Annotated in this window: 13 protein-coding genes; 11 read left to right on the top strand and 2 right to left on the bottom strand. The window is 37.2% G+C overall.

From position 1 onward, the window contains the following. Window positions 1-18 precede the first annotated feature (18 nt). Both BKP37_RS15090 and cls read right to left on the bottom strand, forming a co-directional pair. Window positions 19-1,941, bottom strand: coding sequence for a heavy metal translocating P-type ATPase (locus BKP37_RS15090; RefSeq protein ID WP_084034752.1), 1,923 nt, complete (start codon window positions 1,939-1,941; stop codon window positions 19-21). A 366-nt stretch (window positions 1,942-2,307) separates the two neighbouring features. Continuing rightward, window positions 2,308-3,501 (bottom strand): cardiolipin synthase, encoded by a 1,194-nt coding sequence (gene cls, locus BKP37_RS15085; RefSeq protein ID WP_245712537.1) that lies wholly within the window; start codon window positions 3,499-3,501, stop codon window positions 2,308-2,310. Window positions 3,502-3,675: 174 nt separating this feature from the next. Between cls and BKP37_RS15080 the strand changes: the two genes are divergently transcribed. The 11 genes from BKP37_RS15080 to prfA all read left to right on the top strand — a co-directional run bounded on the left by BKP37_RS15080 (window position 3,676) and on the right by prfA (window position 18,736). Beyond that, complete coding sequence (locus BKP37_RS15080; protein WP_071310449.1) at window positions 3,676-4,854, top strand: acetyl-CoA C-acetyltransferase; 1,179 nt, start codon at window positions 3,676-3,678, stop codon at window positions 4,852-4,854. A gap of 1,276 nt (window positions 4,855-6,130) precedes the next feature. Beyond that, window positions 6,131-6,667 carry a DNA-directed RNA polymerase subunit delta gene (rpoE, locus tag BKP37_RS15075; RefSeq protein WP_084034750.1) on the top strand — a complete coding sequence of 179 codons (537 nt, stop codon included), beginning with the start codon at window positions 6,131-6,133 and terminating at the stop codon, window positions 6,665-6,667. Between the two features lie 459 nt (window positions 6,668-7,126). Further along, window positions 7,127-8,725, top strand: a complete 1,599-nt coding sequence (locus BKP37_RS15070; protein WP_071310448.1) for a CTP synthase — start codon at window positions 7,127-7,129, stop codon at window positions 8,723-8,725. A gap of 288 nt (window positions 8,726-9,013) precedes the next feature. Next, on the top strand, window positions 9,014-9,376 hold the full coding sequence (locus BKP37_RS15065) for a response regulator (RefSeq protein ID WP_071310447.1): 363 nt from the start codon (window positions 9,014-9,016) through the stop codon (window positions 9,374-9,376). Between the two features lie 293 nt (window positions 9,377-9,669). Further along, entirely contained in the window at window positions 9,670-10,527 is an 858-nt protein-coding gene (locus BKP37_RS15060) for a class II fructose-bisphosphate aldolase (RefSeq protein ID WP_071310446.1), read from the top strand. 607 nt (window positions 10,528-11,134) lie between these two features. Continuing rightward, on the top strand, window positions 11,135-12,424 hold the full coding sequence (locus BKP37_RS15055) for a UDP-N-acetylglucosamine 1-carboxyvinyltransferase (protein ID WP_071310525.1): 1,290 nt from the start codon (window positions 11,135-11,137) through the stop codon (window positions 12,422-12,424). 107 nt (window positions 12,425-12,531) lie between these two features. Further along, window positions 12,532-13,497 carry a class II fructose-bisphosphatase gene (gene glpX / locus BKP37_RS15050; RefSeq protein WP_071310445.1) on the top strand — a complete coding sequence of 322 codons (966 nt, stop codon included), beginning with the start codon at window positions 12,532-12,534 and terminating at the stop codon, window positions 13,495-13,497. 760 nt (window positions 13,498-14,257) lie between these two features. Next, the gene (gene rho, locus BKP37_RS15045) at window positions 14,258-15,529 is read left to right on the top strand and encodes a transcription termination factor Rho (protein WP_071310444.1); all 1,272 of its coding nucleotides are present in this window, start codon (window positions 14,258-14,260) and stop codon (window positions 15,527-15,529) included. 409 nt (window positions 15,530-15,938) lie between these two features. Next, window positions 15,939-16,184, top strand: coding sequence for a type B 50S ribosomal protein L31 (locus tag BKP37_RS15040; protein ID WP_071310443.1), 246 nt, complete (start codon window positions 15,939-15,941; stop codon window positions 16,182-16,184). A gap of 348 nt (window positions 16,185-16,532) precedes the next feature. Next, the gene (locus tag BKP37_RS15035) at window positions 16,533-17,150 is read left to right on the top strand and encodes a thymidine kinase (protein WP_071310442.1); all 618 of its coding nucleotides are present in this window, start codon (window positions 16,533-16,535) and stop codon (window positions 17,148-17,150) included. A 515-nt stretch (window positions 17,151-17,665) separates the two neighbouring features. Next, the gene (gene prfA / locus BKP37_RS15025; protein WP_071310440.1) at window positions 17,666-18,736 is read left to right on the top strand and encodes a peptide chain release factor 1; all 1,071 of its coding nucleotides are present in this window, start codon (window positions 17,666-17,668) and stop codon (window positions 18,734-18,736) included. Window positions 18,737-18,742 lie beyond the last annotated feature (6 nt).

Raw genomic sequence — 18,742 nt, 5'->3', positions numbered from 1 at the left:
CTGTTTTATTGGGAGTTGTTACCCTCTCAACAACCTTAACCCATTCAAAATAACCAAAATTGTGCTACCTTCGTGCCCAATAACTCCTAGTGGTAAGGACACTTGTTGAAGAAAGTTTCCGATAATCAAAAGCGCAATGACTGTGATCGAAAAAATCATATTTTGCTTAATAATACGGTTCATGCGTTTTGATAGTTCAATAGCTTTGGCAATTTTTGATAAATCATTTTTTACAAGAACGACATCGGCGGTTTCGATAGCAACATCTGTACCTGTTCCCATCGCAATCCCAACATTAGACGTGGCTAATGCAGGAGCGTCATTAATGCCATCGCCGACCATCGCTACTGACCCGTATTTCGTTTTTAACCCTTTTACCTCTTCAACTTTCTTTTCAGGTAAACAATTGGCGATATATTCATCAATGTTTGTTTCATCGGCAATCGCTGCCGCAGTTTGAGCGTGGTCTCCTGTAATCATGATCGAGTAAACCCCGGCTTCACGAAAACGACGGATTGCTTCTATTGCAACATCACGAACAGTATCCTTTAAAGCAATCACACCGTAAATTCCTTCTCCATCTGCTACGTATACGAGAGTTTTACCGGATTCTGAAAGTTTCGCAGTTTCATTTGGGTAAAAATGGTCAGCTTCCTCATCGCCAATGAAGCTTCGTTTCCCAATTTTGTACTCTTTTCCTTCGAGTGTTGCAGTAATTCCCCAGCCAGTTACATCTTCAACATTTTCTGGAGATAGAAAGGTAGTGTCATCTTGATTCTTTACATAATTGACGATCGATTCTGCCAACGGATGTGTTGAATGGTTTTCAATTGACGCTACTTTATAAAGGAAATCATCCTCTTGGGCCCCATCTCTCACTAGTATATCCGTAACCTCAGGCTTCCCTTTTGTTAATGTACCAGTTTTGTCTAAAGCGATGGCTTTAACTGAGCTTAACGCCTCTAAATGTACACTGCCTTTAAATAAAATTCCATTTCGTGCTCCGTTAGAGATGGCTGATAAACTTGCTGGCATAATTGAAGCTACGAGAGCACAAGGTGAAGCAACTACAAGTAATACCATGGCTCTGTAAAAAGTTTCTGTCCAGCTCCAACCTAGTAAATAGTGAGGCAAGAACATCATGAAGGCTACGACGATTAAAACACCTTTTACATAAGCACTTTCAAATTTTTCAATAAACAGCTGTGACGGTGATTTTTCTTCTTTGGCTGATTGAACAAGTTCAATGATTTTATGGAACAAAGTCTCATCGTTTGTTTTCGTCACTATTACTGTAATTGCACCATTTCTGTTCACAGTACCTGAAAAAACGTTGTCACCTATTCTTTTTACAATCGGCATTGATTCCCCGGTTATCGCAGCTTCATCAATTGTTGTTTGCCCTTTGATAATTACGCCGTCAGTTGGGATACGCTCTCCAGGTTTGATTAACACATTGTCATCAATTTGTAGAGCAGTAACAGCAACAATCTTCTCTACCCCATTCACAAGAACGGTCGCTTCCTCAGGCTGAAGTTCCATTAAAGCAGAAATTTCCCGATGACTTTTATTTAATGTATACGTTTCTAGTGCCCCGCTTAATGAAAAGATGAAAATGAGAATGGCTCCTTCTATCCAATAGCCGATAATCGCGGCTCCAATCGCAGCTAAAATCATAAGCAGCTCTACATTTAAAGATTTATCTTCAATTAACTCAGTGATTCCTTCTTTCGTTTTGAAAAATCCACCAACTAAGTATGAAGCTAAAAACGCTCCAACTGCCATAGCTTGTAAATCTGCTTTTTGCAAAATGATCGCTACCACTAAAAACAAACCACCGACTAATGAAAAAACTAACTCTTGATGCTCTCGAAAGATTGACTTTTTCTTATCTATTGTTTGATCAACTTTTACGCAACAGTTTACATCCACGTTTATCATCCCCTAACTTTTTTCTATGCTAATTGATAAAAAAAATCAAAGTCATTATCCCTAAAAACGACGAAATGCTGCCATCCCTTGCAGGACAACAGCAAAACACTTGTTTCTTTCTAGTTACTACCATTTTATCATAAAACGAAATATTTGGGTATTGAGAAGATTAATTTGGGCTTGTATATGGTGAAAATGGGCAGGAAATAAAAGAAAAGGAGGCGTTCAAATTACGTCTCCTGCTGCGCGGTTACCATTAGAGGCTGCAGTGTGATTTCTTTCTGCGTAAAAACTAGTAAGGTATGTACGAATGAAAGAAAATATGCGCGATCCTTAAATCTCTGTGCCCTCGAGCGGATCTTGATCAACACTACTTTAGAGAAGTGGACCTAGCGCTGTAGCCAACTTCTCTTTGCTCTTGTGGAAAAAAGAGCGATTTTGGAGTTGTTCGATTGTTAGCCGTTCAGATATAGAAATATCATGCTCCATGGTTGCTATGACATTTTCATTGAATTTTTGATTGAATACTAAGCAATTAACTTCATGATTTATATGAAAGCTTCGTCGATCAATATTAGCTGTTCCGATATCGCAAACTTTTTTATCGATGATAATTGTTTTTGCGTGGTAAAAGCCGTGGTAATATTGATAAACCTCACAGCCAGCTTCAATAAGTGGTTTGAAGTAAGGAAATGCAGCTTCCTTCACCAATGGATGATCGCTCTGCTTTGGGACAATCAACTTTACATTAACTCCTCGTTTGGCAGCTTCAATTAGAGCCATTTTTATATCTTTTCCTGGAATAAAGTAAGGAGTTCCAATATAAATGGAGTCATTAGCTTCATTGATAAAATTGATAAAGGCTTCTTCTAAAAAAGCTCCGTCGGAAGGGACGATCTTCAATGGATGAAATCCTTTTACCAAAGGTGGGTAATATTTTTCTTTTTTCACTTTTTCTTTCGTAGCGACAAACCAATCTTGTAGAAATTGACCTTGTAAATCTTGAACCCCGTCCCCTTGTAAACGTAGGTGAATATCTCGCCATTCTCCGAATTTTGGATCTCTTCCTAAGTATTCATCGCCGACATTGTAACCGCCAATATAGCCGATATGTCCATCAATGACAGTGATTTTACGATGGTTCCTACGATTTAACGTGAAAAAGATATAAGGAAATTTTGGTGGGTGTGAATGAGCAAACCCAATCCCGGCTTTACGTAACTCTTTTTTTGTTTTTCTAGAAATATGACAGCCAACGCGATCAACTAAAAGCCTTACAGTAATCCCTTCGTTTGCTTTCTCTTTCAATGCTTTTATGACTTGAGTCCCGATATGGTCATCACGAAAAATATAAAAAAGGATATGGATATGGTGCTGTGCATTATGAATATCATCAATTAACTTTTTGAATAATTCGTGTCCGGTAATTAGTACTTCACATTGACCGTTTCTAATTTTTTGCACGTGGCGTTTCGCTTCTTCTCGTTGCTTTTTAATCCCTAACTTAAAGTCGATGGTCATCCAAATGATTAAAAGTAATATTAATGTAAAGCTTGAAATAAGTAACAATGTAAGCCCTCCTTTGAAAAGAAGTTTCAGTCTAAGGTTAGTCTAACCAAATGGAAAAATTATAATAAAAAAAGAGGGAAAGTTGAGAAAAGTCACCTTAAATCGATGCGCGCTCACACTATAAGTCTTAAAGAATTTGACGAAATATTCATTCGGGAAGAAAGGGGAAATATGATGGGGAGAACTGTAATTGTCAGTGGGGTTAGAACGCCTTTTGGAAAATTCGGTGGTGAATTGAGTCATTTAAAAGCAGTAGAACTAGGTGGGCTAGTCATAAAGGAAGCGTTATTTCGGGCGAAGTTAAGCCCAAGAGAGATAGATGAGTGTATTGTCGGAATGGTTTTACAAGGTGGGCAAGGGCAAATGCCGTCACGACAAGCTGCCGATCTCGCCAGATTACCATGGAGTGTCCGAACTGAAACATTGAACAAAGGTTGTGCCTCTGGGATGAGGAGCATTACATTAGGGGATCAGGTAATCCGCGCTAACGATGCAGAGGTAATTGTAGCAGCGGGAATGGAATCGATGAGTCAGGCTCCATATTTTATGTCAAAAGCGCGTTTTGGTTTTGGGGTTGGGAACGGTAAAGTTCATGATTTAATGGTTCACGATGGTCTTACTTGTCCCTTCAGTGGCATTCATATTGCCTCTTACGGAAACCATGCGGCCAATAAGTTAAACATCTCAAGAGAAGAGCAAGACCAATGGGCTGTTTGTAGTCACCAAAAGGCAATACAGGCAATCAGAAAAGACCGACTTACTGACGAAATCACTCCAGTTGAAGTCGTTGACCAAAAAGGTAATTCTAAAATAATATTTAATGACGAGTTACCAAGAGCAGATGTATCGGTAGGACAGCTAGCAAAACTTTCGCCAGTTTATGATCGAATGGGCACGATCACGAAAGGAAATATCCCTGAAGTTAGTGATGGTGCTTGTGCGGTTGTCCTTATGTCCGAAGCTCGAGCAATAGCAGAAGGAACAGATATCCTTGGGACGATTGTAGGTCATACAGCGCTGTCGTTTGAACCAAAACAATCCGCTATGGTAGCAGGACATGTGATAGACGAACTTTTGCAAAAAACAGGAAAAATAGTTAGTGAGGTTGATTTATTTGAAATAAATGAAATGGTTGCAGTAGAACCTCTAGCTACCCAAAAAATGACCGGGATTGACCCTCAAAAAATAAATGTAAACGGCGGTACAGTTGCTTTCGGTCATCCATTAGCTGCAAGTGGAGCAAGGTTGATTTTAACATTAGCTTATGAACTGAAGCGTCGCGGTGGCCGAATAGGTGTTGCAGCGATCTCAAGTGGTAGCGGTCAAGCTGAAGCGGTGATGATAGAAGTGTAAAAAAGTACATGTATTTTTAACGGTAATATTTACTGCTTTTGAAAAATGATAATAAATACAAGTTTCACAATAAGCTAAATCTAGTTGAATGGGTATGTTTTCAATTAGATTTAGTTTGCTTTTGCTTGAGCGACGGCATTAGTTCATAAAGTAGTGTCGCAATAGATATTTTTTGTAAGTTAAAAGTATAAAATTTCTAACTTAGAAACTGTCTAGCGCAAGCAGCCTACGAGCTCGGTCACTTCAGACAAAATTACTGCTTGAAAATCCTTCTTTGAGTGCTTTAGGGTACGCGAAAAGAGCGTATTCAAGTATGCAAAAGGGGAAATNNCGCTTTAGGGTACGCGAAAAGAGCNTATTCAAGTATGCAAAAGAGGAAATAGCGCTTTAGGGTACGCGAAAAGAGCGTATTCAAGTATGCAAAAGAGGAAATGGCGCTTTAGGGTACGCAAATAGAGCCTATTCAAGTATGCAAAAGGGGAAATGGTGCTTTAGGTACACGAAAAGAGCCTATTCAAGTATGCAAAAGAGGAAATAGTGCTTTAGGGTACGCGAAAAGAGCTTATTCAAGTATGCAAAAGGGGAAATAGGCGCTTTAGGGTACGCGAATAGAGCCTATTCAAGTATGCAAAAGAGGAAATGGTGCTTTAGGGTACGCGAAAAGAGCATGACTATGCATCAATATGAAAAACTAACCTAAATACTACAAGAGAAAAACAATTATGCTTGGCGAATCCTACTACAAAGCAATAGTAGAAGACCTATAAGCACATAAAAAGTCAAAAAACCGAACGCTACGAGTAAATCTTACGGTGTTTGTCGCCGATAGACGGGCGCCTTGAGCTTGTTTTAAATTTTGAAGTTAGAAAGCTGTCTGGCGCCAGTGCCTTTCGCTCGTGACCAAGTCGCTTGCGCTTTCTCTGAAAGTAAAATACTTTCATGCTGGTTTGTGTGTTGTAAAACACATGTATGTTTTCATAGTAGCTCATATTAAAATTTACACTAGACTAGCATAATGTTTTCATTTATGTTTATAATGAAAGGTATGATTTTCCTAAAAGATTTGACTTTGTCCTTGGATTAATGTATAAGAAAAAATTAAGGCTACTTTTTCGGACTAGCCATTTTTTCTAATTGAAAAATTTAGTAATAAGATATTTTACATATTTTGTTTCAAAGTAAGAAAGCATTAAATTTTTGAACGTAGAAAGCTGTCTAGGTTCAGCGTCTACGCTTTTCTTATGATGAAAATATTAATTGAAAGGTTGTGCAAACTTTGACATTAGATAACTATAAACCTGAAGAAATTAAAGAAATGTCGATGATTGAAATCACTTATGAACTAATGAAAGCGCAAAAACAACCGTTTGAATTTAGTGAGTTAGTAAAGAAAGTCGGAGAAATAAGAGAGATGTCTGAGGAAGAAGTAATGGAACGTGTTTCTTACCTTTATACAGACCTGAATATTGATGGCCGCTTTATTTCACTAGGCGACAATCGTTGGGGATTAAGAACGTGGTATCCATATGAACAAGCCGATGAAGAAGTGACACAAACAGTTCGTCGTAAAAAAGCGAAAAAGGTTGATGAGGATGACCTTGACGTAGAATTAGATGAAGATTTTGATGATTTCGAAGAAGAAGTAGATGACGAGTTCGAAGATTTAGAAGATGAATTAGATGAGCTTGTTAGCGATGAAGACGAATCTGATGAAGATTTTGATTTGGATCTTGATGAAGATTCAGATGAAGACGAAGAAGACGCGGAACTTGAAGAGGAAGAGTTTGAAGAAGATGAGGATGGTATCCTTTAGCTGCATGGTTGAGAAGCTCAAAAAACCTTCTTGACATTTATCGTCGGACTACGATAAAATACTTTTTGGGCTTTTCAAATAGTTTAACTATGCTAAAGAAATAGCGTGCAAGAAAATAAAGGCTTTCATTGAAAAGTCAATTTTTTCTAGCGGAAATGAATAGAACTTTACGTTAGTGAATTTCATTACTACTAAGGATTTCGTCACGGTTATGTGACATAAATACTGTTTTAGGAAATTCATTAGAAATAAAAACAAAAGTTCGCCCCCGAAAAATTGGGGCAGTGGCTTTTGTTTTTTTGTTTTTATTTGGGAAAATATAAAAGTAGAACGATTTTTGCGAGGTAGAATTTAAGGAAGCTTCAGAGCACTAATTATCTTCATATTTTGATATTTGTGAAACGCTTAACCCAATTTTAAACTCTACACTCTAAACTATAACAAAAGAGAGGTAATATCATGACGAAGTATATTTTTGTAACTGGTGGGGTTGTATCATCACTAGGAAAAGGAATTACAGCTGCTTCTTTAGGGCGTTTATTAAAAAATCGAGGTCTAAAAGTTTTCATCCAAAAATTCGACCCATATATTAACGTTGACCCTGGTACAATGAGCCCATATCAGCATGGAGAAGTTTTCGTAACTGATGATGGAGCTGAGACAGACCTTGACCTAGGACATTATGAGCGCTTTATTGATATTAACTTAAGCAAAAATAGTAATGTGACTACAGGAAAAATCTATTCAACAGTTCTTAGAAAAGAGCGTAGAGGAGATTATTTAGGTGGAACGGTTCAAGTAATACCTCATATTACAAATGAAATTAAAGAGCGTGTATTCCGTGCGGGAAAAGAAACAAATGCAGATGTTGTTATTACTGAGATTGGTGGTACAGTAGGTGACATTGAGTCATTACCGTTTTTAGAAGCTATTCGTCAAATTAAAAGTGATGTAGGCGTACGCAATGTTATGTATATTCACTGTACATTAATTCCTTACTTAGCAGCAGCCGGAGAAATGAAATCAAAACCAACACAACATAGTGTAAAAGAATTACGTAGTTTAGGTATTCAACCAAATGTTATTGTTGTCCGTACTGAACGTCCAGTTCCAGACGATATGAAAGATAAAATTGCGTTATTCTGTGATATTGACAAAAATGCGGTGATTGAAGCTAGAGATGCTGAAACATTGTATGAAGTACCACTTGATTTACAAAGACAAAAGCTTGATCAATACGTTTGTGAATTTTTAAAATTAGAGTGTAATGAAGCGGATATGACAGAATGGAATGAGCTTGTAAACCGAGTGAAAAACCTTTCTGAAAAAACAACAATTGCGTTAGTAGGAAAATATGTCGCTCTACAAGATGCGTACCTTTCTGTAGCGGAATCGTTAAGACATGCAGGGTATGCATTTGATGCGGACGTTAATATTAAATGGATCAATTCAGAAGAAGTAACAGCACAAAACGTAGGGGAACTATTGCAAGATGTTGATGGTGTATTAGTACCTGGTGGTTTTGGTGATCGTGGAATTGAAGGGAAAATTGAAGCGATTAAATTTGCAAGAGAGAATAACGTACCTTTCTTAGGTATTTGTTTAGGCATGCAACTAGCTTCTGTTGAATTCGCGCGAAATGTTTTAGGCTTAGAGGGGGCAAACTCTGCAGAGCTTAACCCAGAAACAAAATATCCAGTCATTGACCTTTTACCTGAACAAAAAGATGTAGAAGATTTAGGGGGGACACTTCGTCTTGGTTTATATCCTTGTAAGTTAAAAGAAGGATCAAAAGCTTATGAAGCATATGAAGATCAAGTCGTTTACGAACGTCACCGTCATCGTTATGAGTTTAATAATGAATACCGTGAACAAATGGAGAAAGCTGGCTTCAAATTCTCTGGTACAAGCCCAGACGGAAGACTTGTGGAAATTGTTGAGTTAGAAGACCACCCGTACTTCTTAGCATCGCAGTTCCATCCAGAATTTGTTTCACGTCCAACTAGACCACAACCTTTATTTAGAGAGTTTATTAGAGCGTCCTTAAATAAAGCATAGCCCAACGGCTATGCTTTTTTCCTTCTCGTATCAGAATTTCATAATTCATTATTTTCGCCACTAAGATACTATATATAGTTGCGTTGAATTGTTTGTAACAAGATATAGGTTTGTGTGACTCGTTTTTGGTAATTATGAAATTCACTCAGGTAAAACAAATTTTTTCATGAAATAGTTGTTTTTGTAAAAAAAATAAAACATTTTTTGACAAGTAGAAGGAAAATCTATATCTATTAAAGAATTTAGTAATGTTAGATGTCGGAAAAACAATGATGGTGGTGAAGAAAGATGAAAAAGAAAATATTAATTGTTGATGATCAGTATGGAATTCGTGTTTTGCTAAATGAGATTTTTCAAAAAGATGGTTATGATACATATCAAGCTGCTAGCGGTGTCCAAGCGTTAAGCATCGTAGAAGAAAACCTTCCAGATCTAGTCATATTAGACATGAAAATTCCAGGGATGGATGGTTTAGAAATTTTAAAAAGGTTAAAAGAATACAATTCAAGTATAGAAGTGATCATGATGACAGCATATGGTGAGTTAGATATGATTAATGAAGCAATGAAATTAGGTGCTATCACTCATTTTGCTAAACCTTTTGATATCGATGAAGTAAGAGAGGTAATAAAAAAACAGCTAAATGTTTAAGGGAAAGAAACAGGAAGCGCTTACACCTGAAAAATATAATTTGTCAAGAAGTTTCTTTAAAATTTTCCGTGATTTTTTCTGTAACTATGCTATAATATGTCTGTAAAACTTGAATAAGTATTAACTTAGTTAAGAGGTAGCGATTGCTCATCCTTTCACATAGTAAATTTGCATACATATTTTCTATGTACATCTGGTTAAAATTTAAGTGAGAGTTATTTTTAGCATTAATTTGATCTTATTCAGGGAAAGTTACAAACATAGCGTTTTTAAATTAAAAGGAGGACTATTCAATGCCTTTAGTTTCAATGAAAGAGATGTTAGAAAAAGCAAAAAGCGAAGGATATGCTGTAGGACAGTTTAACCTTAACAATCTTGAATTCACTCAAGCAATTTTACAAGCAGCGCAAGAAGAAAATTCACCTGTAATCCTTGGAGTTTCCGAAGGAGCAGCACGTTACATGGGTGGTTTTAAATTAATCGTAAAAATGGTTGAGGCTCTTATGGAAGAGTATAAAGTTACAGTACCTGTAGCAATTCACTTAGACCATGGTTCAAGCTTCCAAAAATGTGCAGAAGCAATTCATGCTGGATTCACTTCAGTTATGATCGATGCATCTCACCATTCATTTGAAGAAAATATCGAAATCACTTCAAAAGTGGTTGAGTTAGCTCATATCCACGGAGTATCTGTAGAAGCAGAATTAGGAACTGTTGGTGGACAAGAAGACGATGTTATTGCTGATGGCGTTATTTATGCTGATCCAAAAGAGTGTGAAGAATTAGTGAAACGTACTGGCATTGACTGTCTAGCACCTGCTCTAGGTTCTGTACATGGCCCTTATAGCGGTGAGCCTAACTTAGGATTTAAAGAAATGGAAGAAATCCTTAACATCACTGGTGTTCCACTTGTATTACACGGTGGTACAGGAATTCCAACTGCTGATATCAAAAAAGCTATCACTTATGGTACAGCAAAAATCAATGTGAACACTGAAAACCAAATCGCATCTGCAAAAACAGTTCGTGAAGTACTTGCTGCAGACGACAACGTTTACGATCCACGTAAATATTTAGGGCCTGCTCGCGAAGTGATTAAAACAACAGTTATCGGAAAAATCCGTGAGTTCGGTTCATCAAATAAAGCTTAATAAAAAATATATGGAGACAGTTTTCTTTTCAAAACTGCCTCATATATACAAAAAGCGGCCAGTTATTGGTCGCTTTTTGTTATGGAAAAAACGCCAAAAATCGTAAACTTGTTGAATGATTTTAAATGGAATATAGGATTTCTGATCATGAATTAGGTTGGTCTAAATTGGAAATGTGAATTTTTGTGTTAATAAAGAGGAATTATTAATTCACTCATCGAATATAGTAGCAAGGCTGTAAAAAATCAAAAAAAGAAATAGCCAACTATCCTTCTTAATGGTTATCACTAAAAAAAACTGAAGTGTACTGAATTTACGATATAATAAATGATGATATAGTTTGAATGAACTTAAAATACCAACTTAACTACGTCAAGCTATAATTAGTTGGAAGAGGTTTATTCAACTAATTATAGTATCTTGGTGCGTAAAATTTGTATTTGTCATTCATTAATTTTTATGATGAAAATTATATGACGTAAGTCAAAATATAAACAATTTTGTAATAAACAAATTATTTTGAGACTTATTTCATTCAAGATGGTTATAATGGTAAAAACAACAAGGTATGACAAAAGGTAATCATGAAAAAAGAAGGGAAGCTGTTATGGAAAAGTTATTAATTGAGGGCGGTTATCCTCTTGAGGGTAAAGTAAACATAAGTGGAGCAAAAAACAGCGCGGTTGCACTCATTCCAGCTACAATCTTAGCTGATTCTGAGGTGACGATAGACAATTTGCCTAAAATCTCTGACGTACAGTTACTTAGTGAACTTCTTGAAGAAATTGGTGGGAAAACAGATTTAAATGGAGAGACCCTAACTGTTTACCCGGAAAATATGTTTGCTATGCCATTGCCAAATGGTCGTGTAAAAAAACTACGTGCATCTTATTATTTAATGGGTGCAATGCTAGGGAAATTTAAGAAAGCAGTCATCGGATTACCTGGTGGTTGTAATCTTGGACCAAGACCGATTGACCAACATATAAAAGGTTTTGAAGCTCTAGGTGCAAGAGTTACAAATGAACAAGGTGCCATCTATTTACGTGCAGATGAGCTTCGGGGAGCGAAGATTTACTTAGATGTTGTTAGTGTTGGAGCAACCATAAATATTATGCTAGCTGCTGTAAAAGCTAAGGGACGAACGATTATTGAAAATGCTGCAAAAGAACCAGAAATTATCGACGTAGCGACGTTATTGACAAGTATGGGGGCTCAAATTAAAGGAGCCGGTACTAATGAAATTCGTATAGATGGTGTTGAACATTTACATGGCTGTCGTCACTCAATCATTCCAGATCGTATTGAAGCCGGAACATATATGATCTTAGCTGCTGCGATGGGGAAGCAAGTGTTGGTTGATAATGTTATCCCTGCTCATTTAGAATCACTAACGGCAAAACTTCGAGAAATGGGAGTTCATATAGAAGCAAACGATGAACAAATCTATATTTATAACACTAGTAATTTAACTAGTGTTGATATTAAAACGTTAGTATATCCTGGTTTTCCAACGGATCTGCAACAGCCTTTTACTGCGTTGCTTACAAAAGCTAGTGGTACAAGTCTTGTGACAGATACGATTTATAGTGCAAGATTTAAACATATAGATGAATTAAGGCGCATGGGTGCAAATGTGAAGGTCGAAGGTAGTTCTGCCATTATTAATGGTGGTGGAAATCGACTTCAAGGTTCTAAGGTTCGGGCTAGTGACCTTAGAGCAGGAGCTTCCTTAGTTGTAGCTGGACTTATGGCTGATGGAATTACTGAAATTTCTGGTCTGGAACATATTGACCGCGGATATGAGCTACTAGAACAAAAGCTATTAGGACTAGGAGCAAAAGTATGGCGAGAAAAAATGACTAGTGACGAGGTTGAAGAGGTAGAAAACGCATAAGTGAATCTAGAATGTAGGGTGTAACATAGGCTTTGAAGCTCATTTGTCAATCATTCTACATTCTTCATTTTAAATTTTACATTATAACAGTTGGGGGAGAGGAAGAAATGGAAAGAAGTTTATCAATGGAATTAGTTCGCGTTACAGAAGCTGCGGCTTTAGCAAGTGCTCGTTGGATGGGTAGAGGCAATAAAGAATCTGCGGATGATGCTGCCACACAAGCGATGAGAGATGTTTTTGATACCATCCCGATGAAAGGGACTGTTGTCATTGGTGAAGGCGAAATGGATGAAGCCCCAATGTTATACATAGGTGAAAAATTAGGAAATGGTTATGGACCGCGTTTAGATGTTGCTGTTGACCCACTAGAAGGTACAAATATTGTTGCTGGCGGAGAGTGGAATGCACTCGCAGTGCTTGCGGTAGCTGATAATGGTAATTTACTCCATGCGCCAGATATGTACATGGATAAAATTGCCGTAGGACCAGAATCCGTAGGGAAAATAAGTCTTGATGCTACCGTTTTAGAAAATCTTCAAGCGGTTGCTAAAGCGAAAAGAAAAAATGTCGAGGACTTAGTTGTTGCAATTTTAAATCGTGAGCGCCACCAGCAGTTAATTGAGGAAATTCGCGATGCTGGAGCGAGAATTAAGTTAATGCAAGATGGTGATGTAGCAGCGGCAATTAACACGGCTTTTGATGATACAGGTGTTGATATCTTAATGGGTTCTGGTGGAGCGCCTGAGGGTGTTTTAGCTGCTGTAGCTCTAAAGTGTATCGGTGGTGAACTTCAAGGACGCCTATTACCACAAAGTGAAGAAGAGATAGAACGTTGCCAAAAGATGGGGATTGGTGATATCAACCGAGTGCTATTAATGGATGACCTAGTAAGTGGAGATGATTGTATCTTTGCAGCAACTGGTGTAACGGATGGAGAGTTGTTAAAAGGTGTTCGTTATCAAGGTGATGTAGGTTTCACTCAATCAGTAGTAATGCGTGCAAAATCAGGTACTGTTCGCTTTGTTGATGGAAAACATAGTTTAATCAAGAAACCAGCTCTAGTAATGAAATAAGTTTGAAGCTCTGATCTTAATAGAAGTAGTAGAGTGTGGCGTATAAATCGCTGCACTCTACCTAATCAATAAGAGTTAATGAAACTGATTTGTACTTAAGTGTCATAGACCGCCACCTTTAAGCGTAGCATAGGTGGGAACTTTCATTCAGGGGAGTTGAGATTCCATCTGAATTTCCGATGTTCTAGCGAAGCTATAGCGAGTTCTCTTGAACTTTATGCAGAACACTTGTTCTTTACAAAGATGAGGATTAGTGGTAAAATATAAAAGAAAATTCTGCTAGTAGAAACATAAGGTTCTTCTTGAATACAAATAGTATTTATGGTTAAAATAAACATTGTTAGTTAGTAGTTTAAAATGTTTTAGAAGACTTCGAAAATTTTTAATCATTCTTAAATGTGAGAGCCTGATATGTCTATTTCTAGTGGGAATAATAAGTATATAATTTCTACTTTTTTAACTATTTGAATCTTCTAAAGTAAATCTAACCTCTATTTTCGCTTCAATAGCATTTATCCTTCGTAGAAACGATATATAGTCCTAGATAATTATTTTTTACAATTCTCTTTTGTCTCTCTATTTTAGAGTATCTTATAAAATAGTTTGTTTTTTTGTGACTTTTAAAAATAAGTGAAACGAAGGCTTCTGCCGTTTATGTCTACTAATAATTTACTTAGCGCGTTTTTTGCTTTCAAGAATATGCGGTCGAGCATGATCGAAAAACAAATTTCTTAAAAATCTATTAAAAAGTGGTGTTGATATGGGAATGAACTTAGCTGATTTAGAAAATATGAAGCTACGCGAATTATATGAATTAGCCAAGCAATACAAAGTGTCATATTACAGTAAATTGAACAAAAAAGAATTAATTTTTGCAATTTTAAAGGGTAGAGCTGAAATAGATGGACTAATGTTTATGGAAGGAACATTAGATATTGTTTCATCAGAAGGGTTTGGTTTTTTACGACCGATCAATTATTTACCTAGTTCTGAAGATATCTATATTTCAGCTTCGCAAATTAGGAAGTTTGAACTAAGAAACGGTGACAAGGTTTCGGGTAAAGTTAGAAAACCAAAGGAAAATGAGCGTTTTTATGGACTGCTCCATGTCGAGGCTGTAAACGGAGATGATCCAGAAACAGCAAAAAATCGTCCGCACTTTCCAGCACTAACTCCTTTATATCCTGAACAGCGCATTCAATTAGAGGCCGCTCCAAATAAAATTTCTTCTAGAATTATAGATCTCATATCTCCTGTAGGATTTGGTCAACGTGGTCTGATCGTTGCCCCACCAAAAGCAGGGAAGACTCTGTTGTTAAAAGAAATAGCTAATAGCATTACAGTAAACCATCCTGAATCTGAACTAATTGTTCTTCTTATCGATGAACGTCCAGAGGAAGTTACTGATATTGAGCGTTCGGTTGATGCGGAAGTTGTAAGCTCAACGTTTGATGAAGTTCCAGAAAATCATATTAAAGTAGCGGAATTGGTTCTTGAAAGGGCGATGCGCCTTGTTGAGAGTAAGAAAGATGTTATTATTCTTATGGACAGTATTACTCGTCTGGCGCGTGCTTATAATCTAGTTGTACCGCCAAGTGGACGTACGTTGTCTGGAGGAATAGACCCGGCAGCATTCCATCGTCCAAAACGTTTCTTTGGGGCTGCGAGAAATATTGAAGAAGGTGGTAGTTTAACGATTTTGGCTACTGCATTAGTGGACACAGGGTCACGTATGGATGAAGTCATTTATGAAGAATTTAAAGGTACAGGAAATATGGAACTTCACCTTGATCGCAAACTTGCTGAAAGACGTATTTTCCCTGCGATTGACATTTTACGTTCAGGTACAAGAAGAGAAGAATTGCTGCTACCTAAAGATCGGCTTGAAAACCTATGGGCGATCCGTAAAACAATGAAGGATTCATCTGAATTTGTTGATCATTTTATTCGTAAAATAAAATTGACAAAGTCTAATGAGGAATTCTTTGCTTCGCTTGAAAAAGATAAAGCTGGGAAAAAAATTCGGTCATAGTTGAAAAACGTAAAGATCTTGGATAGCCTTGCTTCTGGTTTTATACAATAGCTTCGAAGCATTGTTTCGTGCGAGGAGTAACCGCAGGAGAAAAGCAGCATGAAGCGATTAGTAAGAAATAATTCAAGAAGTGATTGAAGTTAGTAGCTTTCCTAATAATTACAGTTGCAAAATCACTTTCAAGTTGATATAATTTCGTCATGTGTGAAAAAGATGTTACCGATAAGATAACATCTGAGTGTGTTCGAAAAAAGGAAAACAAGGGCCAAGAAGATTGAAGAAGCGAAGCTACGAGTAACCCAGTAGCGAGCTGACGAAGCTTCCCAGTCAATTGTTACCACAATTTTTTGACATCCTCTCAACTATATTCTGTTTCGAAGAGATTCAGGGCAAAAAGGAGATGAAAAGTATGAAACCAGATATCCATCCTAAATATCAAAAAGTTGTATTTAAGGATACAAGTACAGGTTTTATGTTCTTAAGTGGCTCAACTAAGTACTCTAATGAGACTGTTGAGTGGGAAGATGGCAAAACTTATCCACTAATCAACGTGGAGATCAGTTCTGACTCTCACCCATTCTACACTGGTCGTCAGAAGTTTGCTGACGCTGGTGGTCGTGTTGATCGCTTTAAGAAGAAATATAACCTTAAGTAATAACTTAATTAGGGAAACAGGTAAGGTACTTTGCACTTGCCTGTTTTTTTCTTCTTTAAGACAATTTTCCTTTAATACGTACAGAAAGTAAGAAGAGTGTTTTCGGGATAAAATAAAGACACCTTAATTAATAAATGAACGGTACGTCTCCGAGGAAATAGTAGGAAGAGCTAAGGGGTTGCTTTGCGGCGAAACTAACTTCTTTCTAACGAACATATATAATTTTATTATTCCTCTAATTCAACAACAGTTCGATATAGCGCATGTTGTTGAATATAGTAGTGTTTCAAAGTGAATTTTTATACGAAGTGAAACGCTTGAGCATCATTAGATGGGAGAGACAGATAAATGCACTTAACAAGAAAAGAAGGTTGGCTAGAAGTTGTTTGTGGAAGTATGTTTTCGGGTAAATCCGAAGAACTCATTCGCCGTGTAAGACGTGCTAGTTACGGTAAGCTGAAAGTACAAGTTTTTAAGCCTGCTCTTGATAATCGCTACAGTAATGAAGAGGTTGTTTCTCATAATGGTACAAAAGTAGTAGCGAAACCTTTACAACAATCTTTAGAAATTTTACAACATGTTGAGTCTGATACTCAGGTTGTAGCAATCGATGAAGTACAATTTTTTGACGAAGAAATAATAACAGTTGTGCAAAAACTAGCTGATCAAGGCGTTCGTGTTATTGTCGCAGGTCTAGATCAAGATTTCCGTGGCGAACCGTTTGGACCAGTACCTACCCTAATGGCGTTAGCAGAATCAGTAACAAAGCTACAAGCCATATGTTTATCGTGTGGATCGCCAGCAAGTCGGACGCAACGTCTAATTAATGGATATCCAGCTAACTATAACGATCCAATCATATTAGTTGGTGCATCAGAGTCGTACGAACCAAGGTGTAGACATTGTCATGAAGTGCCAGGAAAGCCAGGGGCTCTGAAGACTGAAGAGCAAAAACAAACTGTATAATTAGATAGATTGAAGCCTACTTCAGCGTTTTGAAGATAGGCTTATTTTATTATTTACACAACATAAGAATGAGATTTATACGCGAGTGGAAAAATATAAATGGAATTTGGAATTCGTGCGATTGTTGAGAGGTGGTTGTATAAATAATGGAGTACTTATCACCTGGGATGTGTATGGTAAAGTTGGGCTAAAAAGAAAGATGTGAATAAAGTCGAAACTAAAGTGGCGAGGCGAAACGTTCACGCGAGTGTTTATGCTCAAAGCGGAGTGGGAGAGGTAACCCAGTCACCAAAGCGAATGAATGGAGTCCGAAAGAGTGAAAAGAAGTTGGACCGTTCACCAATTGAGGCACCTAATACTTTTTCTAGAGGCTTTCATGATTTTTCTTTCCAAAATAAAAATTTAGTAATACTGAAATGATCTTGCTTATCCCCTCGAATATAGAAAACACTTTGACTATCGAACGGACGTATACTATAATTATAATGTTATGCCATAAAAAGAGGTGAAAGAACGTGTTTGATCGATTACAGTCATTAGAAGATCGCTATGAAAGATTAAATGAGTTACTTAGTGATCCAGACGTTATTAATGATTCAAAAAAGCTTCGTGAATTCTCAAAAGAGCAATCAGATTTAACAGATACAGTTCAGGCTTACAAAGAATATAAAGATGTTGTTACTCAATATAAAGATGCAAAGTCTATGCTTGAAGAAAAGCTAGATGATGAAATGTACGAAATGGTGAAAATGGAAATTAGTGAGCTTGAGGAACAAAAAGAAGAGCTCGAAAACAGATTGAAAATCTTGTTACTTCCAAAAGATCCAAACGATGATAAAAACGTTATCATGGAAATCCGTGGAGCGGCGGGTGGAGACGAAGCTGCTTTATTTGCTGGAGACCTTTATAAAATGTATTCTCGTTTTGCTGAAGCGCAAGGCTGGAAAACTGATGTTATTGAGGCGAGTCCTACAGAAATTGGTGGTTATAAAGAAATTATCTTTACCATCAACGGTACAGGTGCATATTCAAAGCTGAAGTATGAAAATGGAGCTCACCGTGTTCAACGTGTTCCGACAACAGAATCTGGTGGTCGAATTCATACATCAACAGCGACGGTTGCGGTTTTACCCGAAGCTGAAGAAGTTGAATTAGAGCTTCATGAAAAAGATATCCGTGTGGATACGTTCTGTTCAAGTGGAGCTGGTGGACAAAGTGTAAATACAACAGCATCAGCAGTCCGTGTCGTTCATATTCCAACCAATACGGTTGTAACGTGTCAGGATGAAAAGTCCCAACACAAAAATAAAGACAAAGCGATGAAGGTTTTAAGAGCTCGTATTTATGATAAAATGCAACAAGAGCAACAAGCGGAGTATGCTGAAAACAGAAAGTCAGCGGTTGGTACAGGGGATCGATCGGAACGTATTCGTACGTACAACTTCCCACAAAGTCGAGTGACTGACCATCGTATTGGTCTAACAATTCAAAAGCTTGACCAAGTGCTACAAGGAAAAATCGATGAAATTATTGATGCTTTGATTGTAGAAGAACAAGCAAGCTTAATGCAGCAGGCGGAACAGTAATGCAAC

It is taken from the genome of Anaerobacillus alkalilacustris, from assembly GCF_001866005.1.
GTDB classification, from domain to species: Bacteria; Bacillota; Bacilli; order Bacillales; family Anaerobacillaceae; genus Anaerobacillus; species Anaerobacillus alkalilacustris.
This window is presented reverse-complemented; position numbering and strand designations above follow the sequence as displayed.